Origin of the sequence: Streptomyces africanus (assembly GCF_002150735.1) — a bacterium.
In the GTDB taxonomy this organism is placed as follows: domain Bacteria; phylum Actinomycetota; class Actinomycetes; order Streptomycetales; family Streptomycetaceae; genus Streptomyces; species Streptomyces africanus.
Window position 1 is genome coordinate 1 of record NZ_MUKA01000105.1, and the last position, 17,133, is coordinate 17,133.

General features: G+C 71.2%; 16 protein-coding genes. 5 read left to right on the top strand and 11 right to left on the bottom strand.

What is annotated here, in order from left to right:
- From CCL05_RS15925 to rimP, 4 genes are all read right to left on the bottom strand, one after another.
- Positions 1–209 (bottom strand): translation initiation factor IF-2 N-terminal domain-containing protein (locus CCL05_RS15925; RefSeq protein ID WP_143589894.1); only part of this gene is annotated, 209 nt, incomplete at its 3' end.
- A gap of 33 nt (positions 210–242) precedes the next feature.
- Positions 243–539, bottom strand: a complete 297-nt coding sequence (locus CCL05_RS15930) for a YlxR family protein (RefSeq protein WP_086561166.1) — start codon at positions 537–539, stop codon at positions 243–245.
- Between the two features lie 102 nt (positions 540–641).
- On the bottom strand, positions 642–1,640 hold the full coding sequence (gene nusA, locus CCL05_RS15935) for a transcription termination factor NusA (RefSeq protein ID WP_086561167.1): 999 nt from the start codon (positions 1,638–1,640) through the stop codon (positions 642–644).
- 2 nt (positions 1,641–1,642) lie between these two features.
- On the bottom strand, positions 1,643–2,143 hold the full coding sequence (gene rimP, locus CCL05_RS15940; RefSeq protein ID WP_086561168.1) for a ribosome maturation factor RimP: 501 nt from the start codon (positions 2,141–2,143) through the stop codon (positions 1,643–1,645).
- A 204-nt stretch (positions 2,144–2,347) separates the two neighbouring features.
- Here rimP and CCL05_RS15945 point away from each other — a divergent pair, with 204 nt between their 5' ends.
- From CCL05_RS15945 to CCL05_RS15955, 3 genes are read left to right on the top strand one after another with little or no spacing between them, the layout of a single operon-like run.
- Positions 2,348–2,866 (top strand): hypothetical protein, encoded by a 519-nt coding sequence (locus CCL05_RS15945; RefSeq protein WP_086561169.1) that lies wholly within the window; start codon positions 2,348–2,350, stop codon positions 2,864–2,866.
- Complete coding sequence (locus tag CCL05_RS15950; RefSeq protein ID WP_086561170.1) at positions 2,863–3,327, top strand: ferritin-like domain-containing protein; 465 nt, start codon at positions 2,863–2,865, stop codon at positions 3,325–3,327. Before CCL05_RS15945 ends, CCL05_RS15950 begins: the two co-directional genes overlap by 4 nt.
- A gap of 48 nt (positions 3,328–3,375) precedes the next feature.
- Positions 3,376–4,275 carry an aminoglycoside phosphotransferase family protein gene (locus CCL05_RS15955; protein WP_086561171.1) on the top strand — a complete coding sequence of 300 codons (900 nt, stop codon included), beginning with the start codon at positions 3,376–3,378 and terminating at the stop codon, positions 4,273–4,275.
- Positions 4,276–4,315: 40 nt separating this feature from the next.
- Here CCL05_RS15955 and CCL05_RS15960 read toward each other — a convergent pair whose 3' ends face one another.
- The 7 genes from CCL05_RS15960 to CCL05_RS15990 all read right to left on the bottom strand — a co-directional run bounded on the left by CCL05_RS15960 (position 4,316) and on the right by CCL05_RS15990 (position 13,600).
- On the bottom strand, positions 4,316–6,016 hold the full coding sequence (locus CCL05_RS15960) for a proline--tRNA ligase (protein WP_086561172.1): 1,701 nt from the start codon (positions 6,014–6,016) through the stop codon (positions 4,316–4,318).
- Between the two features lie 72 nt (positions 6,017–6,088).
- Entirely contained in the window at positions 6,089–6,619 is a 531-nt protein-coding gene (locus tag CCL05_RS15965; protein WP_086561173.1) for a GNAT family N-acetyltransferase, read from the bottom strand.
- Between the two features lie 30 nt (positions 6,620–6,649).
- Positions 6,650–7,498, bottom strand: coding sequence for a GNAT family N-acetyltransferase (locus CCL05_RS15970; RefSeq protein ID WP_086561174.1), 849 nt, complete (start codon positions 7,496–7,498; stop codon positions 6,650–6,652).
- Between the two features lie 181 nt (positions 7,499–7,679).
- On the bottom strand, positions 7,680–8,837 hold the full coding sequence (gene ispG, locus CCL05_RS15975; RefSeq protein WP_086561175.1) for a flavodoxin-dependent (E)-4-hydroxy-3-methylbut-2-enyl-diphosphate synthase: 1,158 nt from the start codon (positions 8,835–8,837) through the stop codon (positions 7,680–7,682).
- A gap of 168 nt (positions 8,838–9,005) precedes the next feature.
- Complete coding sequence (locus CCL05_RS15980; RefSeq protein ID WP_086561188.1) at positions 9,006–10,298, bottom strand: M50 family metallopeptidase; 1,293 nt, start codon at positions 10,296–10,298, stop codon at positions 9,006–9,008.
- An 8-nt stretch (positions 10,299–10,306) separates the two neighbouring features.
- A complete protein-coding gene (gene dxr, locus CCL05_RS15985; protein ID WP_086561176.1) occupies positions 10,307–11,563 on the bottom strand; it encodes a 1-deoxy-D-xylulose-5-phosphate reductoisomerase in 1,257 nt (418 codons plus the stop codon).
- Between the two features lie 96 nt (positions 11,564–11,659).
- A complete protein-coding gene (locus CCL05_RS15990; protein WP_086561177.1) occupies positions 11,660–13,600 on the bottom strand; it encodes an acyl-CoA dehydrogenase family protein in 1,941 nt (646 codons plus the stop codon).
- Between the two features lie 276 nt (positions 13,601–13,876).
- On the opposite strand from CCL05_RS15990, the gene CCL05_RS15995 reads away from it, so the two are divergent.
- Positions 13,877–14,890, top strand: a complete 1,014-nt coding sequence (locus tag CCL05_RS15995; RefSeq protein ID WP_086561178.1) for a LacI family DNA-binding transcriptional regulator — start codon at positions 13,877–13,879, stop codon at positions 14,888–14,890.
- A 108-nt stretch (positions 14,891–14,998) separates the two neighbouring features.
- Positions 14,999–17,041 carry a glycoside hydrolase family 31 protein gene (locus CCL05_RS16000; protein WP_086561179.1) on the top strand — a complete coding sequence of 681 codons (2,043 nt, stop codon included), beginning with the start codon at positions 14,999–15,001 and terminating at the stop codon, positions 17,039–17,041.
- Positions 17,042–17,133: the final 92 nt, after the last annotated feature.

Genomic DNA, 17,133 nt, shown 5'->3' on the forward strand with positions numbered 1-17,133 from the left:
GGCTTCGCCGGGGCAGCCTTGCGGGCGGGGGCGGGCTTGCCGCCTCCGTTGCCCTGCTGGAGGGCGTCCGTCAGCTTGCGTACAACGGGCGCTTCGATCGTCGAAGACGCCGAACGGACGAATTCACCGAGCTCCTGGAGCTTGGCCATGACGACCTTGCTCTCGACACCGAACTCCTTGGCGAGTTCGTAGACCCGGACCTTAGCCACTTCGNNCCGCACGGGGTTCCGTGCGGCGCGTTCTTACCGTGTTGCCTGATCGGCAACTGTCGTCTGCTCGACGTATTGGCGCAACGCCTTTGTGTCGGGCGCTCCCGGGGCGCGCAGTGCCCTCGTGAACGCCCGGCGGCGAACCGCCTGGTCGAGACAGACCGGTGTGGGATGCACATACGCACCCCGGCCGGGCAGCGTACCGCGTGGATCAGGGACGCATGCGCCCTCGGTCAACACGATCCGCAACAGATCGGCCTTGGCCACTCGCTCCCGACACCCCACACAGGTGCGTTCAGGGCATGCTCGGGTGCGTGTCCGGCCAGACACCGTTAAGTCTACCTCCCCGTAGGCGCCTCACCCCTTTGGGGCAGGATTCGAACAGTTGCCGCGCCCGAACCTGTCGTGATCTGAACGGCCCGCGGCTTGGATCTATTCCCCGGGCCGGTCCGCGGCGGGTTCCGTGTCCGGCCGGATGTCGATCCGCCAGCCGGTCAGCCGGGCCGCGAGGCGGGCGTTCTGCCCTTCCTTGCCGATGGCCAGGGACAGCTGGTAGTCGGGCACGGTCACCCGGGCCGACCTGGTCGCCATGTCCACGATCTCCACCTTGGAGACGCGGGCCGGGGACAGCGCGTTCGCCACCATCTCGGCCGGGTCCTCCGACCAGTCGACGATGTCGATCTTCTCGCCGTTCAGCTCGCCCATCACGTTGCGCACACGGCCGCCCATGGGGCCGATGCAGGCGCCCTTGGCGTTCAGGCCGGACCGGGTGGACCGTACGGCGATCTTCGTGCGGTGACCGGCCTCACGGGCGATCGCGGAGATCTCCACGGACCCGTCGGCGATCTCCGGCACCTCCAGGGCGAAGAGCTTCTTCACCAGATTGGGGTGCGTGCGGGACAGCGTCACGGACGGGCCGCGGACGCCCTTGGCCACCCGGACGACGTAACTGCGCAGCCGCATGCCGTGCGGGTACGTCTCCCCCGGCACCTGCTCCTGCACCGGCAGGATGGCCTCCAGCTTGCCGATGTCGACGAGCACGTTCTTCGGGTCGCGGCCCTGCTGGACCACGCCGGTGACGATGTCGCCCTCACGGCCGGCGTACTCGCCGAGCGTCGCGTCGTCCTCGGCGTCGCGCAGGCGCTGCAGGATGACCTGCTTGGCCGTGGTGGCGGCGATACGGCCGAAACCGGACGGGGTGTCGTCGAACTCGCGGGCCTCCTGGCCCTCCTCGAGGTCGTCGGGGTCCTCCTTCGCCCACACGGTCACATGGCCGGTCTCCCGGTTGAGCTCCACGCGCGCGTGGCGGCGGCTTCCCTCGGTGCGGTGGTAGGCGATGAGGAGGGCCGACTCGATCGCCTCGACCAGCAGGTCGAAGGAGATCTCCTTCTCCCGAACCAAGCCCCGCAGGGCACTCATGTCGATGTCCACGGCTACGCCTCCTCTTCCTTCTTGTTGTCCTTGCGGCTGAACTCGACCTGGACGCGGGCCCGGACGATGTCGTCGAAGGCGAGTCTGCGCGCGGTGGCCTTGCGGCCCTTCACCCCGGGCACCTCGGTGTCGATTCCCTCGTCGTCGACCTTGAGGATCCTGGCGACCAGCTCGCCGCCCTCGGCCAGCTGGAACTTCACCAGACGGTCCGTGGCGCGGACGTAGTGCCGGTGTTCCGTGAGGAGGCGCTCCGCGCCCGGGGTGCCGACCTCGAGGGTGTACTCCCCCTCGCCCATCGCGTCCGTCTCGTCGAGCTTCGCCGAGAGCGCGCGGCTCACATCGGCGATCTGGTCCAGGTCGGCGCCCGAGTCCGAGTCGACGACGACGCGCAGCACACGCTTGCGGCCTACGGAGTCCACTTCGATCTCTTCGAGATCCAGGCCCTGGGATGTGACGAGCGGTTCCAGCAGATTTCGCAGCCTCTCGCTCTGGGTGGTGCTCATCCGGGTGACTCCTCGGCCGCGTGTGCTGTTGTGGGATGGGTCGCGTGTCTGGTCAAAGGGTATCCGGTCGTGAGGTGTGTTGCCGTCCACCCGGTGACGAACGGTGCCGCTGAGTGGTCCCGGGCGGGGGCCCGGGTACCGTGATCACGGGCGTTCAGCCCTGGAGTCGCTTCTTTCTCTTTCGAGCCCCCGAGGACGTCTGACGTGCCGTTCCCCTCATCTCCGCGCGCCCGCTCGGGGCCGCGCAGAAGGACTCTGTTCGCCGTCGGCCCGGCGGCCCTCGCCCTGGCGGGCTGCACCGCCGGGGGCGAGGGCCCGGGCGCCCCGCAGGACGGCCCGTCGGCGGCCGAGCGCCGGGCACGCGCGCGTGCGGCGCGGGACAGCGAGGGACTGGTGAAGCGGTACGACGCCGTGATCGCCGCCCGCCCCGGGCTCGCGGAGCGGCTGCGCCCGCTGCGGGAGGCGTCCGTGCGGCACGCGCGGGCCTTCGCAGGGGGCCCGGGCCGGAAGGCGTCTCCTTCTTCCTCCCCCTCTTCCCCGGTCGGCGCCGTGCCGGGCAGCGACGAGGACGCGCTGGCCGCCCTCGCCGCCGCGGAGCGGGAGCTCGCCGACCGGCGGGCCAAGGCGCTGCTCGACGTGCCGGGCGAGCTGGCGCGGCTGCTGGCCTCGGTGGCGGCGGCCGGGGCGGCGCACGTGTATCTGCTGACGGAGGGTGGCGCGTGAGCGAGGCGAAGGACGGGGAGCTGCGGGCCGTCCAGGCGGCGCTGGCGGCCGAACACGCGGCGGTGTACGGCTACGGCGTGGTCGGCGGCCGGATCAGCGACGGGCGGCGCGCCGAGGCACGGTCGGCGTACGACGCGCACCGGGCGCGCCGGGACGCGCTGGTGCGCGAGGTGAAGGACCTGGGGGGCAGGCCCGTGGCGGCGGCCGCCGGATACGCCCTGCCGTTCCCGGTGCCGGACGCGGCGGCGGCCGTGCGGCTCGCCGCCGAGCTGGAGGACCGGGTGGCCGGGGTGTACTCGGACCTGGTGCGCGCGGCGAGCGGCGCCCGGCGGGCCCTGGCCGCCGAGGCGCTGCGGGAGGCGGCGGTGCGGGCGGTGCGCTGGCGCGGCGAGAGCGTAGCCTTCCCTGGGCTCGCCGAGCGGGCCGGCACGGCCCCGCCCCTGGCGGCGCCGACGGCGTGACCCGCGCGGGGCACGCACCGCGGACCGTACGAAGGGAACGACTCGCGCATGGTTTTCGAACCGCCGAAGCGTCTGGTCAGGGCGCTCGGTGAGACGGCACCGGACGGTGACGACTGGCTGGAGAAGCTGCCCGAGGCGGCGCAGCAGGCCGTCGCGCTACGCGAGTTGACCGTGGAGCGGGTGCAGGTGCCCGGCGGGCGCAGCAGCCTGGTCGTGCTGGTGCGGACGGCCGACGGGACGCCCGCCGTGCTGAAGCTGGCGCCGGGCCGGGCCCGCCCGGAGGCGGAGCGGGCCGCGCTCGCGCACTGGGCCGGACGGGGCGCCGTGCAGCTGTTCGAGCCCTGCCGGACCGAGGGTGTGCTGCTGCTGGAGCGGCTGCATCCGGACGTGTCGGTGCGGTCGCTGCCGGAGGCGAAGGCGCTGCTGGAGGCGGCGGGGGCGCTGCGGCGGCTGTGGGTGGAGCCGCCCGCCGGCTTCCCCTTCGAGACCGTGGCCGAGCGGACCGGGCGGCAGGCCGAGGCGATGCGGGCGCGTGCCCGGGTCGATCCCGAGGTGGCGCCGCTGGTCGACGTGGCGCTCGCGGCGCGCGAGGAGTTGCTGGCCGCGCCGCCCGAACACCGGTTGCTGCACGGCACGTTCCGGCAGAGCAAGGTGCTCGCCGGGGAGCGGATGCCATGGCTGGCCGTGGGGCCCGACCCGGTGGTCGGCGAGTGCGCGTTCGATCTGGCCCGGCTGGTCCGCGACCGGGTGGAGGACCTGATCGCCCAGCCGTCCGGCGCGGCCACGACCCGGCGCCGGGTGAAGCGGCTGGCCGAGTCCCTGGACGTCGACCAGGAGCGGCTGCGCGGCTGGACGCTCTTCCGGGCCGTGGAGTCGGGGGTGCGGGCGGGGCGGGTCGGACGCCCGCGGGACGCGGAGTTGCTGCTGGAGTTCGCCGGCTGGCTGTGAGCGCTCCGTCGGGCCCGGAGCGCTCACAGGGCCAGGGCACTCAGGCGGTGAGCCGGGCGACGGCCTCCTCGACCGTCAGCTCCTCGCGTTCGCCGGTGCGGCGGTCCTTCAGTTCCACCACACCGTCGGCCGCGCGCCGCCCGGCCACCAGGATCTGCGGTACGCCGATCAGCTCGGAGTCGGTGAACTTGACGCCCGGGGAGACGCCGGCGCGGTCGTCGACCAGGACGCGGACACCGGCGGCGGCCAGCTTCTGCGAGATGTCGAGGGCCAGTTCGGTCTGGAGGGCCTTGCCGGCGGCGACCACGTGGACGTCGGCCGGGGCGACCTCCCTGGGCCAGCACAGGCCCTTGTCGTCGGCGCTCTGCTCGGCGAGGGCGGCGACCGCGCGGGAGACGCCGATGCCGTAGGAGCCCATGGTGACGCGGACCGGCTTGCCGTTCTGGCCGAGGACGTCGAGCTTGAGGGCGTCGGTGTACTTGCGGCCGAGCTGGAAGATGTGGCCGATCTCGATGGCCCGGTCGAGGACGAGGCCCGTGCCGCACTTCGGGCAGGGGTCGCCCTCCTGCACGACCACGACGTCGACGTAACGGTCGACCTCGAAGTCGCGGCCCGCGACGACGTTCTTCGTGTGCGTGCCGGCCTTGTTGGCGCCGGTGATCCAGGCCGTGCCCGGGGCCACGCGCGGGTCGGCGATGTACGTGACCTTGTCCAGGCCCTGCGGTCCGACGTAGCCGCGGACCAGGTCGGGGCGGGCCGCGAAGTCCGTCTCGGTGACCAGTTCGACGACGGCAGGGGCGAAGTGCGCCTCGACCTTGTCCATGTCGACCTCGCGGTCGCCGGGGACGCCGACGGCGACGATCTCGCCGTCGACCTTGACGAGGAGGTTCTTCAGCGTGGCCGAGGCCGGGACGCCGAGGGAGGCGGCGAGGGTCTCGATGGTCGGGGTGTCGGGGGTGGGGATGTCCTCGGCGGCCGGGACGTCCGTGGCGTCGACGGGCTTCAGCTCGTACGTGATCGCCTCGGTGTTGGCGGCGAAGTCGCAGTTCGGGCAGTCGGCGAAGGTGTCCTCGCCGGCCTCGGCCGGGGCGAGGTACTCCTCCGACTTGGAGCCGCCCATCGCGCCGGCGGTGGCGGCGCAGATGCGGTAGTCGAGGCCGAGGCGCGCGAAGATCCTCTGGTAGGCCTCGCGGTGCAGGGCGTAGGACCGGGCGAGGCCCTCGTCCTCGGTGTCGAAGGAGTAGGAGTCCTTCATCAGGAACTCGCGGCCGCGCAGGATGCCGGCGCGGGGCCGGGCCTCGTCGCGGTACTTGTTCTGGATCTGGTAGAGGATCACCGGCAGGTCCTTGTAGGAGGACGCCTGGTCCTTCACCAGCAGGGTGAAGATCTCCTCGTGGGTGGGGCCGAGGAGGTAGTCGCCGCCCTTGCGGTCCTGCAGGCGGAACAGTTCGGGGCCGTACTCCTCCCAGCGGCCGGTGGCCTCGTAGGGCTCGCGCGGCAGGATGGCGGGGAGCAGCACCTCCTGGGCGCCGATGGCGTCCATCTCCTCACGGACGATGCGCTCCACGTTGGCCAGGACCCGCTTGCCGAGCGGCAGCCAGCTCCAGATCCCGGCGGCGGTGCGGCGCACGTACCCGGCGCGGACGAGGAGTTTGTGGCTGAGGACCTCGGCGTCCGCCGGGTCGTCGCGCAACGTCTTCGCCATCAACTGGGACATGCGCTGGACCGGTACGTTCGCCATGGCTTTTCTGCTCCTGCTGCGTGTAGGTGATGGCAGGAGGTTATCCGGGGGGTGCCGGGCGGTGGAAATCGGTTAACGGCGCAGGAGCGGGAGCGGAGCGCCCATCACCGCGTACGGCTTGGGGGCGCTCGGGAAGAGGACCTGGCGGGCCAGGTCCCGGTAGCCGAGGGAGCGGTAGAGCGCGCGGGCGGGGCTCTCGATGTCGATCGCGGAGAGGATCGAGCGGGGTTCGGCGGCGCTGTCGGTGATCGTGGTGATCAGGGAGCGTCCGATGCCCCGGTTCTGGTGGGCGGGGTGGACGTGCAGCTCGGTGATCACGAAGGCGTCGTCGAGCCAGTGGTCGTGGTGGTTCGCCCTGAGGTACGGCTCCACGACGGTGGACCACCAGTGGGCGCGGTCGTTGGGCATGCCGTAGACGAAGCCCACGAGGTTGCCGCCGGCTGTCGCACCGAGGGCGCGGGCGCCCGGGTAGGTCATGTGGCGCAGGACGATCTGGCGGCGGACTGCGACTTCGTCGGGGCCCAGCCCGAATGCCACGGCTTGGACTTCCAGGGCCTCGTCGACGTGGGCGGAGAGGTCGAGGGGGCCGATCACCAGGTCCATGGCGGGGAGCCTACAGGGGGCTTCGAGTTGTCAGAACAGCACGCTCATGAAGGCGCCGACCTCTTGGAAGCCCACCCTCTGGTAGGTCCTGCGGGCTGCCGTGTTGAAGTCGTTGACGTACAGGCTCGCCACCGGCGCCACGTCGGCCAGGGCGTAGCGCAGGACCGCTGCCATGCCGGGGGCGGCCAGGCCGGTGCCCCGGTGTTCGGGGGCGACCCAGACGCCCTGGATCTGGCAGGCGCGGTCGGTCGCGGCGCCGATCTCGGCCTTGAAGACGACCTTGCCGTCCGCGTCGAAGCGGGCGAAGGCGCGGCCGGAGCCGACGAGTTCGGCGACGCGGGCCTGGTAGAGGAGGCCGCCGTCGCCGGCCAGCGGGGAGACGCCGACCTCCTCGGTGAACATCGCCACGCACGCGGGCATGATCTTCTCCATCTCGTCCTTGCGGACGCGACGGACGTAGGGGTCCGGGGCGATGCCGTCCGGCAGGCGGTCGGTGACCATGAGCGGCTGGTGGCGGCGGACGTCGCGGGCCGGGCCCCACTGCGGTTCCAGCAGCCGCCACAGGTCGGCGGTGGAGCCGGCCGGGCCGACGATGGAGGAGCAGCGGCGGCCGGCCCGGCGGGCGCGGTCGGCGAAGGCGCGGACGGCGCGCTCAGTGGCGCAGATGGGGACGAGGTTGGCGCCCGCGTAGCACAGGGACGTCAGCATGCCGTCCTCGTACCAGCCCCACATCTCGCCGCCGAGCCGCCACGGGTCGAGGCCGGCGATCTGCACGCGGGACGCCACGAAGGCGTTGGCGACCGGCTCGCGGTCGAGTATGGCGAGCGCGGCGTCCAGGTCGCTCGGTTCGAGGACCCGGGAGGTCGTCTGCGTCAACACGGGCGGGGCCTCACACACTCGGGTCTGCTGGTCTCCGCACTATAGCTGCGCTGCTTGGGCGGGCGCCTTTGAGCTCGGGGAGCCGGGGGTTTGTTGGCGGGTGCGGGTTTTCTGTGGCTGAGCGCGCAGTTCCCCGCGCCCCTTTCAGGGGCGCGGATCCAACTGGCGGCCTTCAAAAACGTCAGCCCGCTACCGCCACCGACGGTTCGCCCGAGATGACGCCGTCCTTTTCCATCTGCTCGGCGAGCTTCATCGCCTCTTCGATCAGGGTCTCGACGATCTTGGACTCGGGGACGGTCTTGATGACCTCGCCCTTGACGAAGATCTGGCCCTTGCCGTTGCCGGAGGCGACGCCGAGGTCGGCCTCGCGGGCTTCGCCGGGGCCGTTGACGACGCAGCCCATGACGGCGACGCGGAGGGGGACCTCCATGCCGGTGAGGCCGGCCGTGACCTCTTCGGCCAGCTTGTAGACGTCGACCTGGGCGCGGCCGCAGGAGGGGCAGGAGACGATCTCCAGGCCGCGCTCCTTGAGGCCCAGCGACTCCAGGATCTGGAGGCCGACCTTCACTTCCTCGGCCGGGGGCGCGCTCAGCGAGACGCGGATCGTGTCGCCGATGCCCTGGCTGAGCAGCGCGCCGAAGGCGACCGCCGACTTGATCGTGCCCTGGAAGGCGGGACCGGCCTCCGTGACACCGAGGTGCAGCGGGTAGTCGCACTGCTCGGCGAGCTGCTTGTACGCCTCGATCATCACGACCGGGTCGTTGTGCTTGACGGAGATCTTGATGTCGCGGAAGTCGTGCTCCTCGAAGAGGGACGCCTCCCACAGGGCCGACTCGACCAGGGCCTCGGGGGTCGCCTTGCCGTACTTCTGCAGGAGGCGCTTGTCGAGGGAGCCCGCGTTGACGCCGATGCGGATCGGGGTGCCGTGGTCCCGGGCCGCCTTGGCGATCTCCTTGACCTTGTCGTCGAACTGCTTGATGTTGCCGGGGTTGACGCGGACCGCCGCGCAGCCGGCCTCGATCGCGGCGAAGACGTACTTCGGCTGGAAGTGGATGTCGGCGATGACCGGGATCTGCGACTTGCGGGCGATGGTCGCGAGGGCGTCGGCGTCGTCCTGGGTCGGGCAGGCGACGCGGACGATCTGGCAGCCGGAGGCGGTGAGTTCGGCGATCTGCTGGAGGGTCGCGCCGATGTCGGACGTACGCGTCGTCGTCATCGACTGGACCGAGACGGGGGCGTCTCCGCCGACGGCCACGGATCCGACCTGGATCTGCCGGCTCTTCCGGCGCTCGGCGAGCTTGGTCGGAACGGACGGCATGCCGAGAGAAATCGCAGTCATCTGCTGTGCAACCCCAAGTCGTGGATCAAGGTCCGGTCCCGTGAGCAGCGGGCTCCGAGCTTCGAGATTACGGCACGTGCCCTGGCGCGGGCACATCCCGCCCGCATTGCCACTCCATGGGGGGCGGCCCGGCACACAGCATGCCGGGCCGCCGTGAACGCCGTATGACTAGGAGATTCGCACCGGGTTCACCACATCCGCGATCAGGACCAGGATCGTGAAGCAGACGAAGATCCCGGCGACCACGTAGGCGACGGGCATGAGCTTCGCCACGTCGAAGGGGCCCGGGTCCGGCCGGCGCAGCACCTTGGCGGTGTTGCGGCGCAGCGATTCCCACAGGGCGCCCGCGATGTGACCGCCGTCGAGCGGCAGCAGCGGGAGCATGTTGAACAGGAACAGGGAGAGGTTGAAACCGGCGACCAGCATGAGGGCCATGGCCAGCTGCTGGGTCGGCGGTATGTCGAGGGTGAAGATCTCGCCGCCGACGCGGGCCGCGCCGACCACGCCCATCGGGGAGTCGGCCTCGCGCGGGGCGCCGTCGAAGGCCGCGTTCCACAGGGCCGGGATCTTGCCGGGGAGGTCGGCGAGGGAGTCGACGGCCTCGCCGATCCGGTCGCCCATCCAGGTCACGGACTCGCCGAAGTCCTGCTTGACCACACCGGTGGCGGCGCTGAAGCCGAGGAATCCGGCCCGGACGTACTGGCCCTCGACGATCTGTCCGCCGGAGTCCTTCTTGGCGACCTGGTTGGTGGCGATCTTCGCGTGCAGGGTGACGTCCTGGCCCTTGCGGTCGACGACGATCGGCACCTCCTTGCCGGGGTTGGCGCGGATGAGGTCGGACAGCTTGTTCCAGTCGTCGGTCCTGACGCCGCCGAACGAGACGATCTTGTCGCCCGCCTTGAGGCCCGCGGCGGCGGCCGGGCTCGCCGGGTCGCCCTTCTCGCACTTGTCGCGGTTCTCGCTCTGCGCGATGACGCACTGGGAGACCGAGCTGACCGTGGTCGTCTGCTGGGTGATGCCGAAGCCCATCAGGATGGTGAGGAACAGCGCCACGGCCAGGATCAGGTTCATGAAGGGGCCCGCGAACATCACGATCACGCGCTTCCAGGGCGCGCGCGTGTAGAACATGCGGTTCTCGTCGCCCGGCCTGAGCTCCTCGTACGCGGCCGAGCGGGCGTCCTCGATCATGCCGCGCCACGGGGAGGTGGAGCGGACCTCCAGCCGGCCGTCGGGGCCGGGCGGGAACATGCCGATCATGCGGATGTAGCCGCCGAACGGGACGGCCTTGAGCCCGTACTCGGTCTCGCCCTTCTTGCGCGACCAGACCGTCGGGCCGAAACCGACCATGTACTGCGGCACGCGGATGCCGAACAGCTTGGCGGTGGACAGGTGCCCCAGCTCGTGCCACGCGATCGAGAACAGCAGCCCGACCACGAAGAGACCTATGCCGAGGATGAACATCAGGGTCGTCATGCACGGGCCTCCGCCGTCTGTGCCGCCAGTTCCCGGGCCCGGGTCCGCGCCCAGGTCTCCGCTTCGAGGACGTCCGACACGGTGAGTGAGGTTCCCGTACGCGGGGTGCCGTGCTCCTCGACGACCCGGGTGACGGTCTCCATGATCCCGTTGAAGGGCAGTGCGCCCTGGCGGAACGCCTCCACGCACTCCTCGTTGGCCGCATTGAACACCGCCGGGGCGGTGCCCGCGAGCTCGCCGACCCGCCGCGCGAGGTTCACCGACGGGAAGGCCTCGTTGTCGAGCGGGAAGAACTCCCAGGTCGAGGCCTTGCTCCAGTCGAAGGTGGGCGCCGCGTCGGGCACGCGCTCGGGCCAGCCGAGGCCGATGGCGATGGGCCCGCGCATGTCGGGCGGGGTCGCCTGGGCCAGTGTCGATCCATCCGTGAACTCAACCATCGAGTGGACATACGACTGGGGATGCACGACGACCTCAATGCGGTCGAAGGGAATGTCGTAGAGCAGGTGTGCCTCGATCACTTCCAGGCCCTTGTTGACGAGGGTCGCGGAGTTGATCGTGATGACCGGGCCCATGGCCCAGGTGGGGTGCGCCAGGGCGTCGTCGACGGTGACGTGGGCCAGCTCCGCCTTCGTACGGCCGCGGAAGGGGCCGCCGGAGGCGGTGACGACCAGCTTGCGGACGTCGGCGCGGGTGCCGGCGGCCAGGGCCTGGAAGAGGGCGGCGTGCTCGGAGTCGACCGGGATGATCTGCCCGGGCTTGGCGAGAGCCTTGACCAGCGGGCCGCCCACGATGAGCGACTCCTTGTTGGCGAGCGCGAGGGTCCGGCCCGCCTCCAGGGCGGCCAGGGTCGGGGCGAGGCCGATGGAGCCGGTGATGCCGTTCAGGACGGTGTGGCAGTCGGACGCCGCGAGCCGCGTGGCCGCGTCCGGGCCGGCGAGGATCTCGGGGAGCGGCTCGCCCGTGCCGTACTGCGCGGTGAGCGCCTCGCGCAGGGCCGGTACGACGTCCTCGCGGGCGACCGCGACCGTGGGCGCCCGCAGCCGGTACGCCTGCTCGGCGAGGAGGGCGACCCGGCCGCCGTTGGCGGACAGGCCGGTGACCCGGAACCGGTCGGGGTTGCGCAGCACGAGGTCGATGGCCTGCGTGCCGATGGACCCGGTGGAGCCGAGGATCACCACGTCCTTCGGGCCGTCGCCCGTCACCGGGTCGTAGACGAGGTGCGGGTCGGCGAGGGGGGCTGGACTGTCGCTCATCCCTCCATTGTTGCCGTAAGCGTGGGGTGTGAGGACAGCGCATCCCCTTCGCGGGGGCGCGCGCCGTACTGGCTCGCGCCCCCGAGCAGTGCCGAGTTACCGGATCGGCCGGTGGACGTTCTCCTTCCGGCTCGGGCCCGGTGTCGCGTCCGCGATCCACGGTCCCTCGCCCGACGGGTCGACGATGCCCTGCTCCAGCCACTCGTACGTGCCCGACAGAACGCCCTTGACGACCTTGCGGTCGAGGTCGTCGGTGTTGGTCCACAGGCGGTTGAAGAGCTCCTCGATCCGGATGCGGGACTGGCGGCAGAAGACGTCGGCGAGCTGGTAGGCCTCGCGGCCGTGGTCGCCCTGGCTGCGCAGCAGTTCGGCACGGACGCAGGCCGCGCTCATGGCGAACAGCTCGGCGCCGATGTCGACGATCCGGCCCAGGAAGCCCTGCTTGGACTCCATCCGGCCCTGCCAGCGGGACATGGCGTAGAAGGTGGAGCGGGCGAGCTTGCGGGCGGTGCGCTCGACGTAGCGCAGGTGCCCGGAGAGGTCCACGCCGTGTTTGAACTCGCTGTAGGTGGCCGGGAGCTGGCCGGGGCCGGCGACCAGCTTGGGCAGCCATTTGGCGTAGAAGACGCCGGCGCCCACGCCCGCGCGGGCCTTCTCCCCCAGGGACTTCCCGGGGTCGATGAGGTCGCCGGCGACCGAGAGGTGGGCGTCGACGGCCTCACGGGCGATGAGGAGATGCATGATCTCCGTGGAGCCCTCGAAGATGCGGTTGATGCGCAGGTCGCGCAGCAGCTGCTCGGCGGGGACGCCGCGCTCGCCGCGGGCCCGGAGGGACTCGGCCGTCTCGAAGCCGCGGCCGCCGCGGATCTGGACGAGTTCGTCGGCCATCGTCCAGGCCATCTCGGAGGCGTACAGCTTGGCGAGCGCGCCTTCGATACGGATGTCGTTGCGGTCCTCGTCGGCCATCTGCGAGGCCAGGTCCGTCACGGCCTCCAGGGCGAAGGTGGTGGCCGCGATGAAGGAGATCTTGGAGCCGACCGCCTCGTGGTGCGCGACCGGCTTGCCCCACTGCTCGCGGGCCGCCGACCACTCCCGGGCGATCTTCAGGCACCACTTGCCGGCCGCGACGCAGGAGGCGGGCAGGGAGAGCCGTCCGGTGTTGAGCGTGGTCAGGGCGATCTTCAGGCCCTGGCCCTCCTCGCCGACGCGGTTGGCGGCGGGGACGCGGACCTGGTGGAAGCGGGTGACGCCGTTCTCGATGCCGCGCAGGCCCATGAAGGCGTTGCGGTTCTCGACGGTGACGCCGGGCGAGTTGGTCTCCACGACGAAGGCCGTGATGCCGCCCTTGTGGCCCTCGCTCCTCGGGACCCGGGCCATGACGACCAGCAGGTCGGCGACGACGCCGTTGGTGGTCCACAGCTTCACGCCGTCGAGGATGTAGTCGTCCCCTTCGGGCACGGCGGTGGTGGCGAGGCGGGCCGGGTCGGAGCCGACGTCGGGCTCGGTGAGCAGGAAGGCGCTGATGTCCGTGCGGGCGCAGCGCGGCAGGAAGCGCTCCTTCTGCTCCGGCGTGCCGAACAGCTTCAGCGGCTGCGGCACACCGATCGACTGGTGCGCGGAGAGCAGCACGCCGATCGCGGGGCTGGCGGAGCCGGCCAGGGAGAGCGCCTTGTTGTAGTACACCTGGGTGAGGCCGAGGCCGCCGTACTTGGTGTCGATCTTCATGCCGAAGGCGCCGAGCTCCTTCAGTCCGTCGATCACCTCGTCGGGGATGCGGGCCTCGCGCTCGATGAGGGCCGCGTCGACCTTCGTCTCGACGAAGTCGCGGAGCTTGGCGAGGAACTCCTCGCCGCGCTGGGCCGCCTCGTCGGCCGGGAGGGGGTGGGGGTGGATGAGGTCGAGCCGGAAGCGGCCGAGGAAGAGCTCCTTGGCGAAGCTGGGCTTGCGCCAGTGCTGTTCCCGGGCGGCCTCCGCCACCTCACGGGCCTCCCGCTCGGTGACGGCGGGACGGGAAGAGGGGGTGGTGGAAGCGGACATGAGGGCCACCTCGCCGCATATAGGGATGTTGAGGACCGTACGTTACCGATCAGTGCTACTGGATCGTTGGTACCCGAAACCGGACGCTCCCACCAGTCTTCGCGCAGCCGTTCGGCCTAGGGTGAGCACACGGTCGACGGTGTTCGAGAAATCGTATCGAAGCGCTTCGACAACCTATGGACACGTACTCCCGCTGGAGCTACTGTCGAACCACCCTCACCTACACACATCAGTAACGCGCATTGTCGAAGCGCTTCACAAAGCTTGGAGAGCTGGATGGTCACCCTCGCCGAGGTCGCCCAGCACGCCGGAGTCTCGGCGAGCACGGTGAGCTATGTCCTCAGCGGCAAGCGGTCCATCTCCGCGAACACCCGGCAGCGGGTCGAGCGGAGCATCCGCGAGCTCGGGTACCACCCGAACGCCGGGGCCCGTGCCCTGGCCAGCAGCAGGTCGAACATCATCGCGCTGATGATCCCGCTGCGCACGGACATGTACGTGCCCGTGATGATGGAGATCGCCATCGCGGTGGCGACCGCCGCCCGGACGCACGGGCACGACGTGCTGCTGCTCACCGGTGAGGAGGGCCCGGACGCGGTGCGCCGCGTCGCCGGGAGCGGGCTCGCCGACGGGATGATCCTGATGGACGTCGAACTCGACGACGAGCGGATGCCATTGCTGCGCGCGACCGACCAGCCGTCCGTGCTGATCGGGCTGCCCGCCGACACCACCGGTCTGACCTGCGTCGATCTGGACTTCCGGGCGACGGGCGCGCTGTGCGTGGAGCACCTGGCGAAGCAGGGGCATCAGGACATCGCTGTCATCGGCGAGGCCCCGGCGGTCTACGAGCGGCACACCGGTTTCGCCGAGCGCACCCTCGACGGCCTCCGGACCCGTTCCCGGGAGCTGGGCGTGCGGCTGCTGCACCGGCCGTGCGAGGGCGGATACGACGCGATGGCCGTGACGCTCGCCCGGATCCTGGACGAACGCCCGGACACCTCGGGGATCATCGTGCAGAACGAGTCGGCGGTCGAGCCGCTGCTCGCACTGCTGCGGCAGCAGGGCCGGGCCGTGCCGGAGGACGTGTCGGTGGTCGCGATCTGCCCCGACCAGGTCGCGACGCAGGCCTCGGTGCGGCTCACGTCGGTCGCCATCCCCGCGCAGGAGATGGGCCGGCACGCCGTGGAACAGCTGGTCGCCAAGTTCGAGGGGCGCGGCAGCGACGAGGTCGTGCTGCTCGCGCCCGAGCTGACGGTCCGGGGCAGCACGGGGCCGGCGCCCACCCGGCCGTAAGGCACACCGCACCCCACGTCTCCCGCCCTCCCAGGGCACCCCCGTGTCCGCACACCTCTGTCTGAACACCTCTGTCTGCACTCCCACAGGAGCACAGGAGCCCGCCACGTGAATCAGCCTGCTGAAATCCAGCCCCAGGTGAGTCTGGCGCAGTCCTCCCCCACCGTCGGCACGTTCCGCGAGCGGGGCGGCGCGCTGGAGTGGAGCGGCCGTCAGGAGACCGTACGGATCGAGCCGTGGGGCCCGGACGCGGTCCGGGTGCGGGCCCGGCTCGGCGGCCCGGTGCTCGAAGGGCTCCCGGGCGCGCTCCTCGACGACGCGCCCGCGACCCCGTCCACGGTGAAGATCGAGGACGGGCGCGGGCAGCTGACCGTCGGCACGCTCACCGTCGAGGTGAACGCCGAGGGCCTGATCCGCTTCCTGCGGACGGAGGACTCCGCCGAGCTGCTCGCCGAGGACCGCGCCCACTTCTGGTGGCCCGGCTCCCGCCTCTACACGGCCGTCGGCAACGGCCACCACCGTCTGGAGCAGCGCTTCGCCGCCTACGACGGCGAGAAGCTGTACGGCCTCGGGCAGCACCAGCACGGGCGCCTGGACCAGAAGGGCCTGGTCCTCGACCTGGTCCAGCGCAACGCCGAGGTCGGCATCCCGGTGCTGACCTCCAGCCGCGGCTACACGCTGCTGTGGAACAACCCGGCGATCGGCCGCGTGGAGCTGGCGCACAACGGCACGCGGTGGGTCGCCGACTCGGCCCGGCAGATCGACTACTGGATCACGGCGGGCGATCCGGCCGCCGCCCAGCGCCGCTACAGCGCGGTGACCGGCCGGACGCCGATGCTGCCGGAGTGGGCGGCGGGCTTCTGGCAGTGCAAGCTGCGCTATCGCACCCAGGACGAACTCATGGCGGTGGCCCGGGAGTACAAACGGCGGGGCCTGCCCATCTCGGCGATCGTCTGCGACTTCTTCCACTGGACGCACCTCGGCGAGTGGAAGTTCGACCCGAAGGAGTGGCCGGACCCGGCGGCGATGGTGCGCGAGCTGGAGGAGCTCGGGATCAAGCTGGTGGTGAGCGTCTGGCCGTCGGTGTCGCCGCTCAGCGAGAACCACCCGGTCATGGAGCAGCGCGGTTACTTCATCGGCACCCAGTACGGCCCGATGGCGCACGCCGACTGGCCCGACAAGGAGGTCGCCTCCACGGTCCAGGTGGCCTTCTACGACGCCACCAACCCGGACGCCCGGGAGTTCGTGTGGTCGAAGGTGAAGGAGAACTACCTCGACCCGTACGGCATCACGGCGTTCTGGCTGGACGCCTGCGAGCCGGAGCTGAAGCCGGGCTTCCAGGAGAACCTGCGCTACTGGGCGGGCCCGGGCCTGGAGGTCGGCAACATCTATCCGGCCGAGAACGCCCGCACGTTCTACGAGGGCCTCGTCGCCACCGGCGAGGAGGAGGTCGTCAGCCTCAACCGCTCGGCCTGGGCGGGCAGTCAGCGCTACGGCGCCGCCCTGTGGTCCGGGGACATCGGCACGGACTTCCCGACCCTGCGCCGCCAGATCGCGGCCGGCCTCAACACCGCGCTGTCGGGCATCCCGTGGTGGAACACCGACATCGGCGGCTTCCACGGCGGCGACCCGGACGACCCGGCGTACCGGGAGGTGATGGTCCGCTGGTTCCAGTTCGGCGCGCTGTCCCCGCTGATGCGCCTGCACGGCTTCCGCGACCCGGGCATGCCGCTGGGCCCTGCGATGACCGGCGGCCCGAACGAGGTGTGGTCGTACGGCGAGGAGGCCGGGGCCGTCCTGGAGAAGTACCTGCGGCTGCGCGAGCGGCTGAAGCCGTACGTGCTGCGCGTCATGCGGGAGGCGCACGAGGAGGGCCTGCCGGTGATGCGGCCGCTGTTCCTTCAGTTCCCGGACGACCAGGCGACCTGGTCGGTCGACGACTCCTACCTCTTCGGCCCGGACCTGCTGGTCGCCCCGGTGCTCACCGCCGGCGCCACCGCCCGTACGGCGTACCTCCCGGCGGGGGCCACCTGGACGGACGCGTGGACGGGTGAGACGTACGAGGGCGGCCGGTCCGTGACGGTCGACGCCCCACCGGACCGCATCCCGCTGTTTCTGCGGGACGGGGCGCGGCTGCCCGTAGCGGAGTAGCCGCGTCGGCGGGAGGGGTGGCCGGTTCGATGGAGGTCATCCGGCCACCCCTTCCGCCTGTTGACCAACTTCCTTCCACCGCAAGCGGGTTC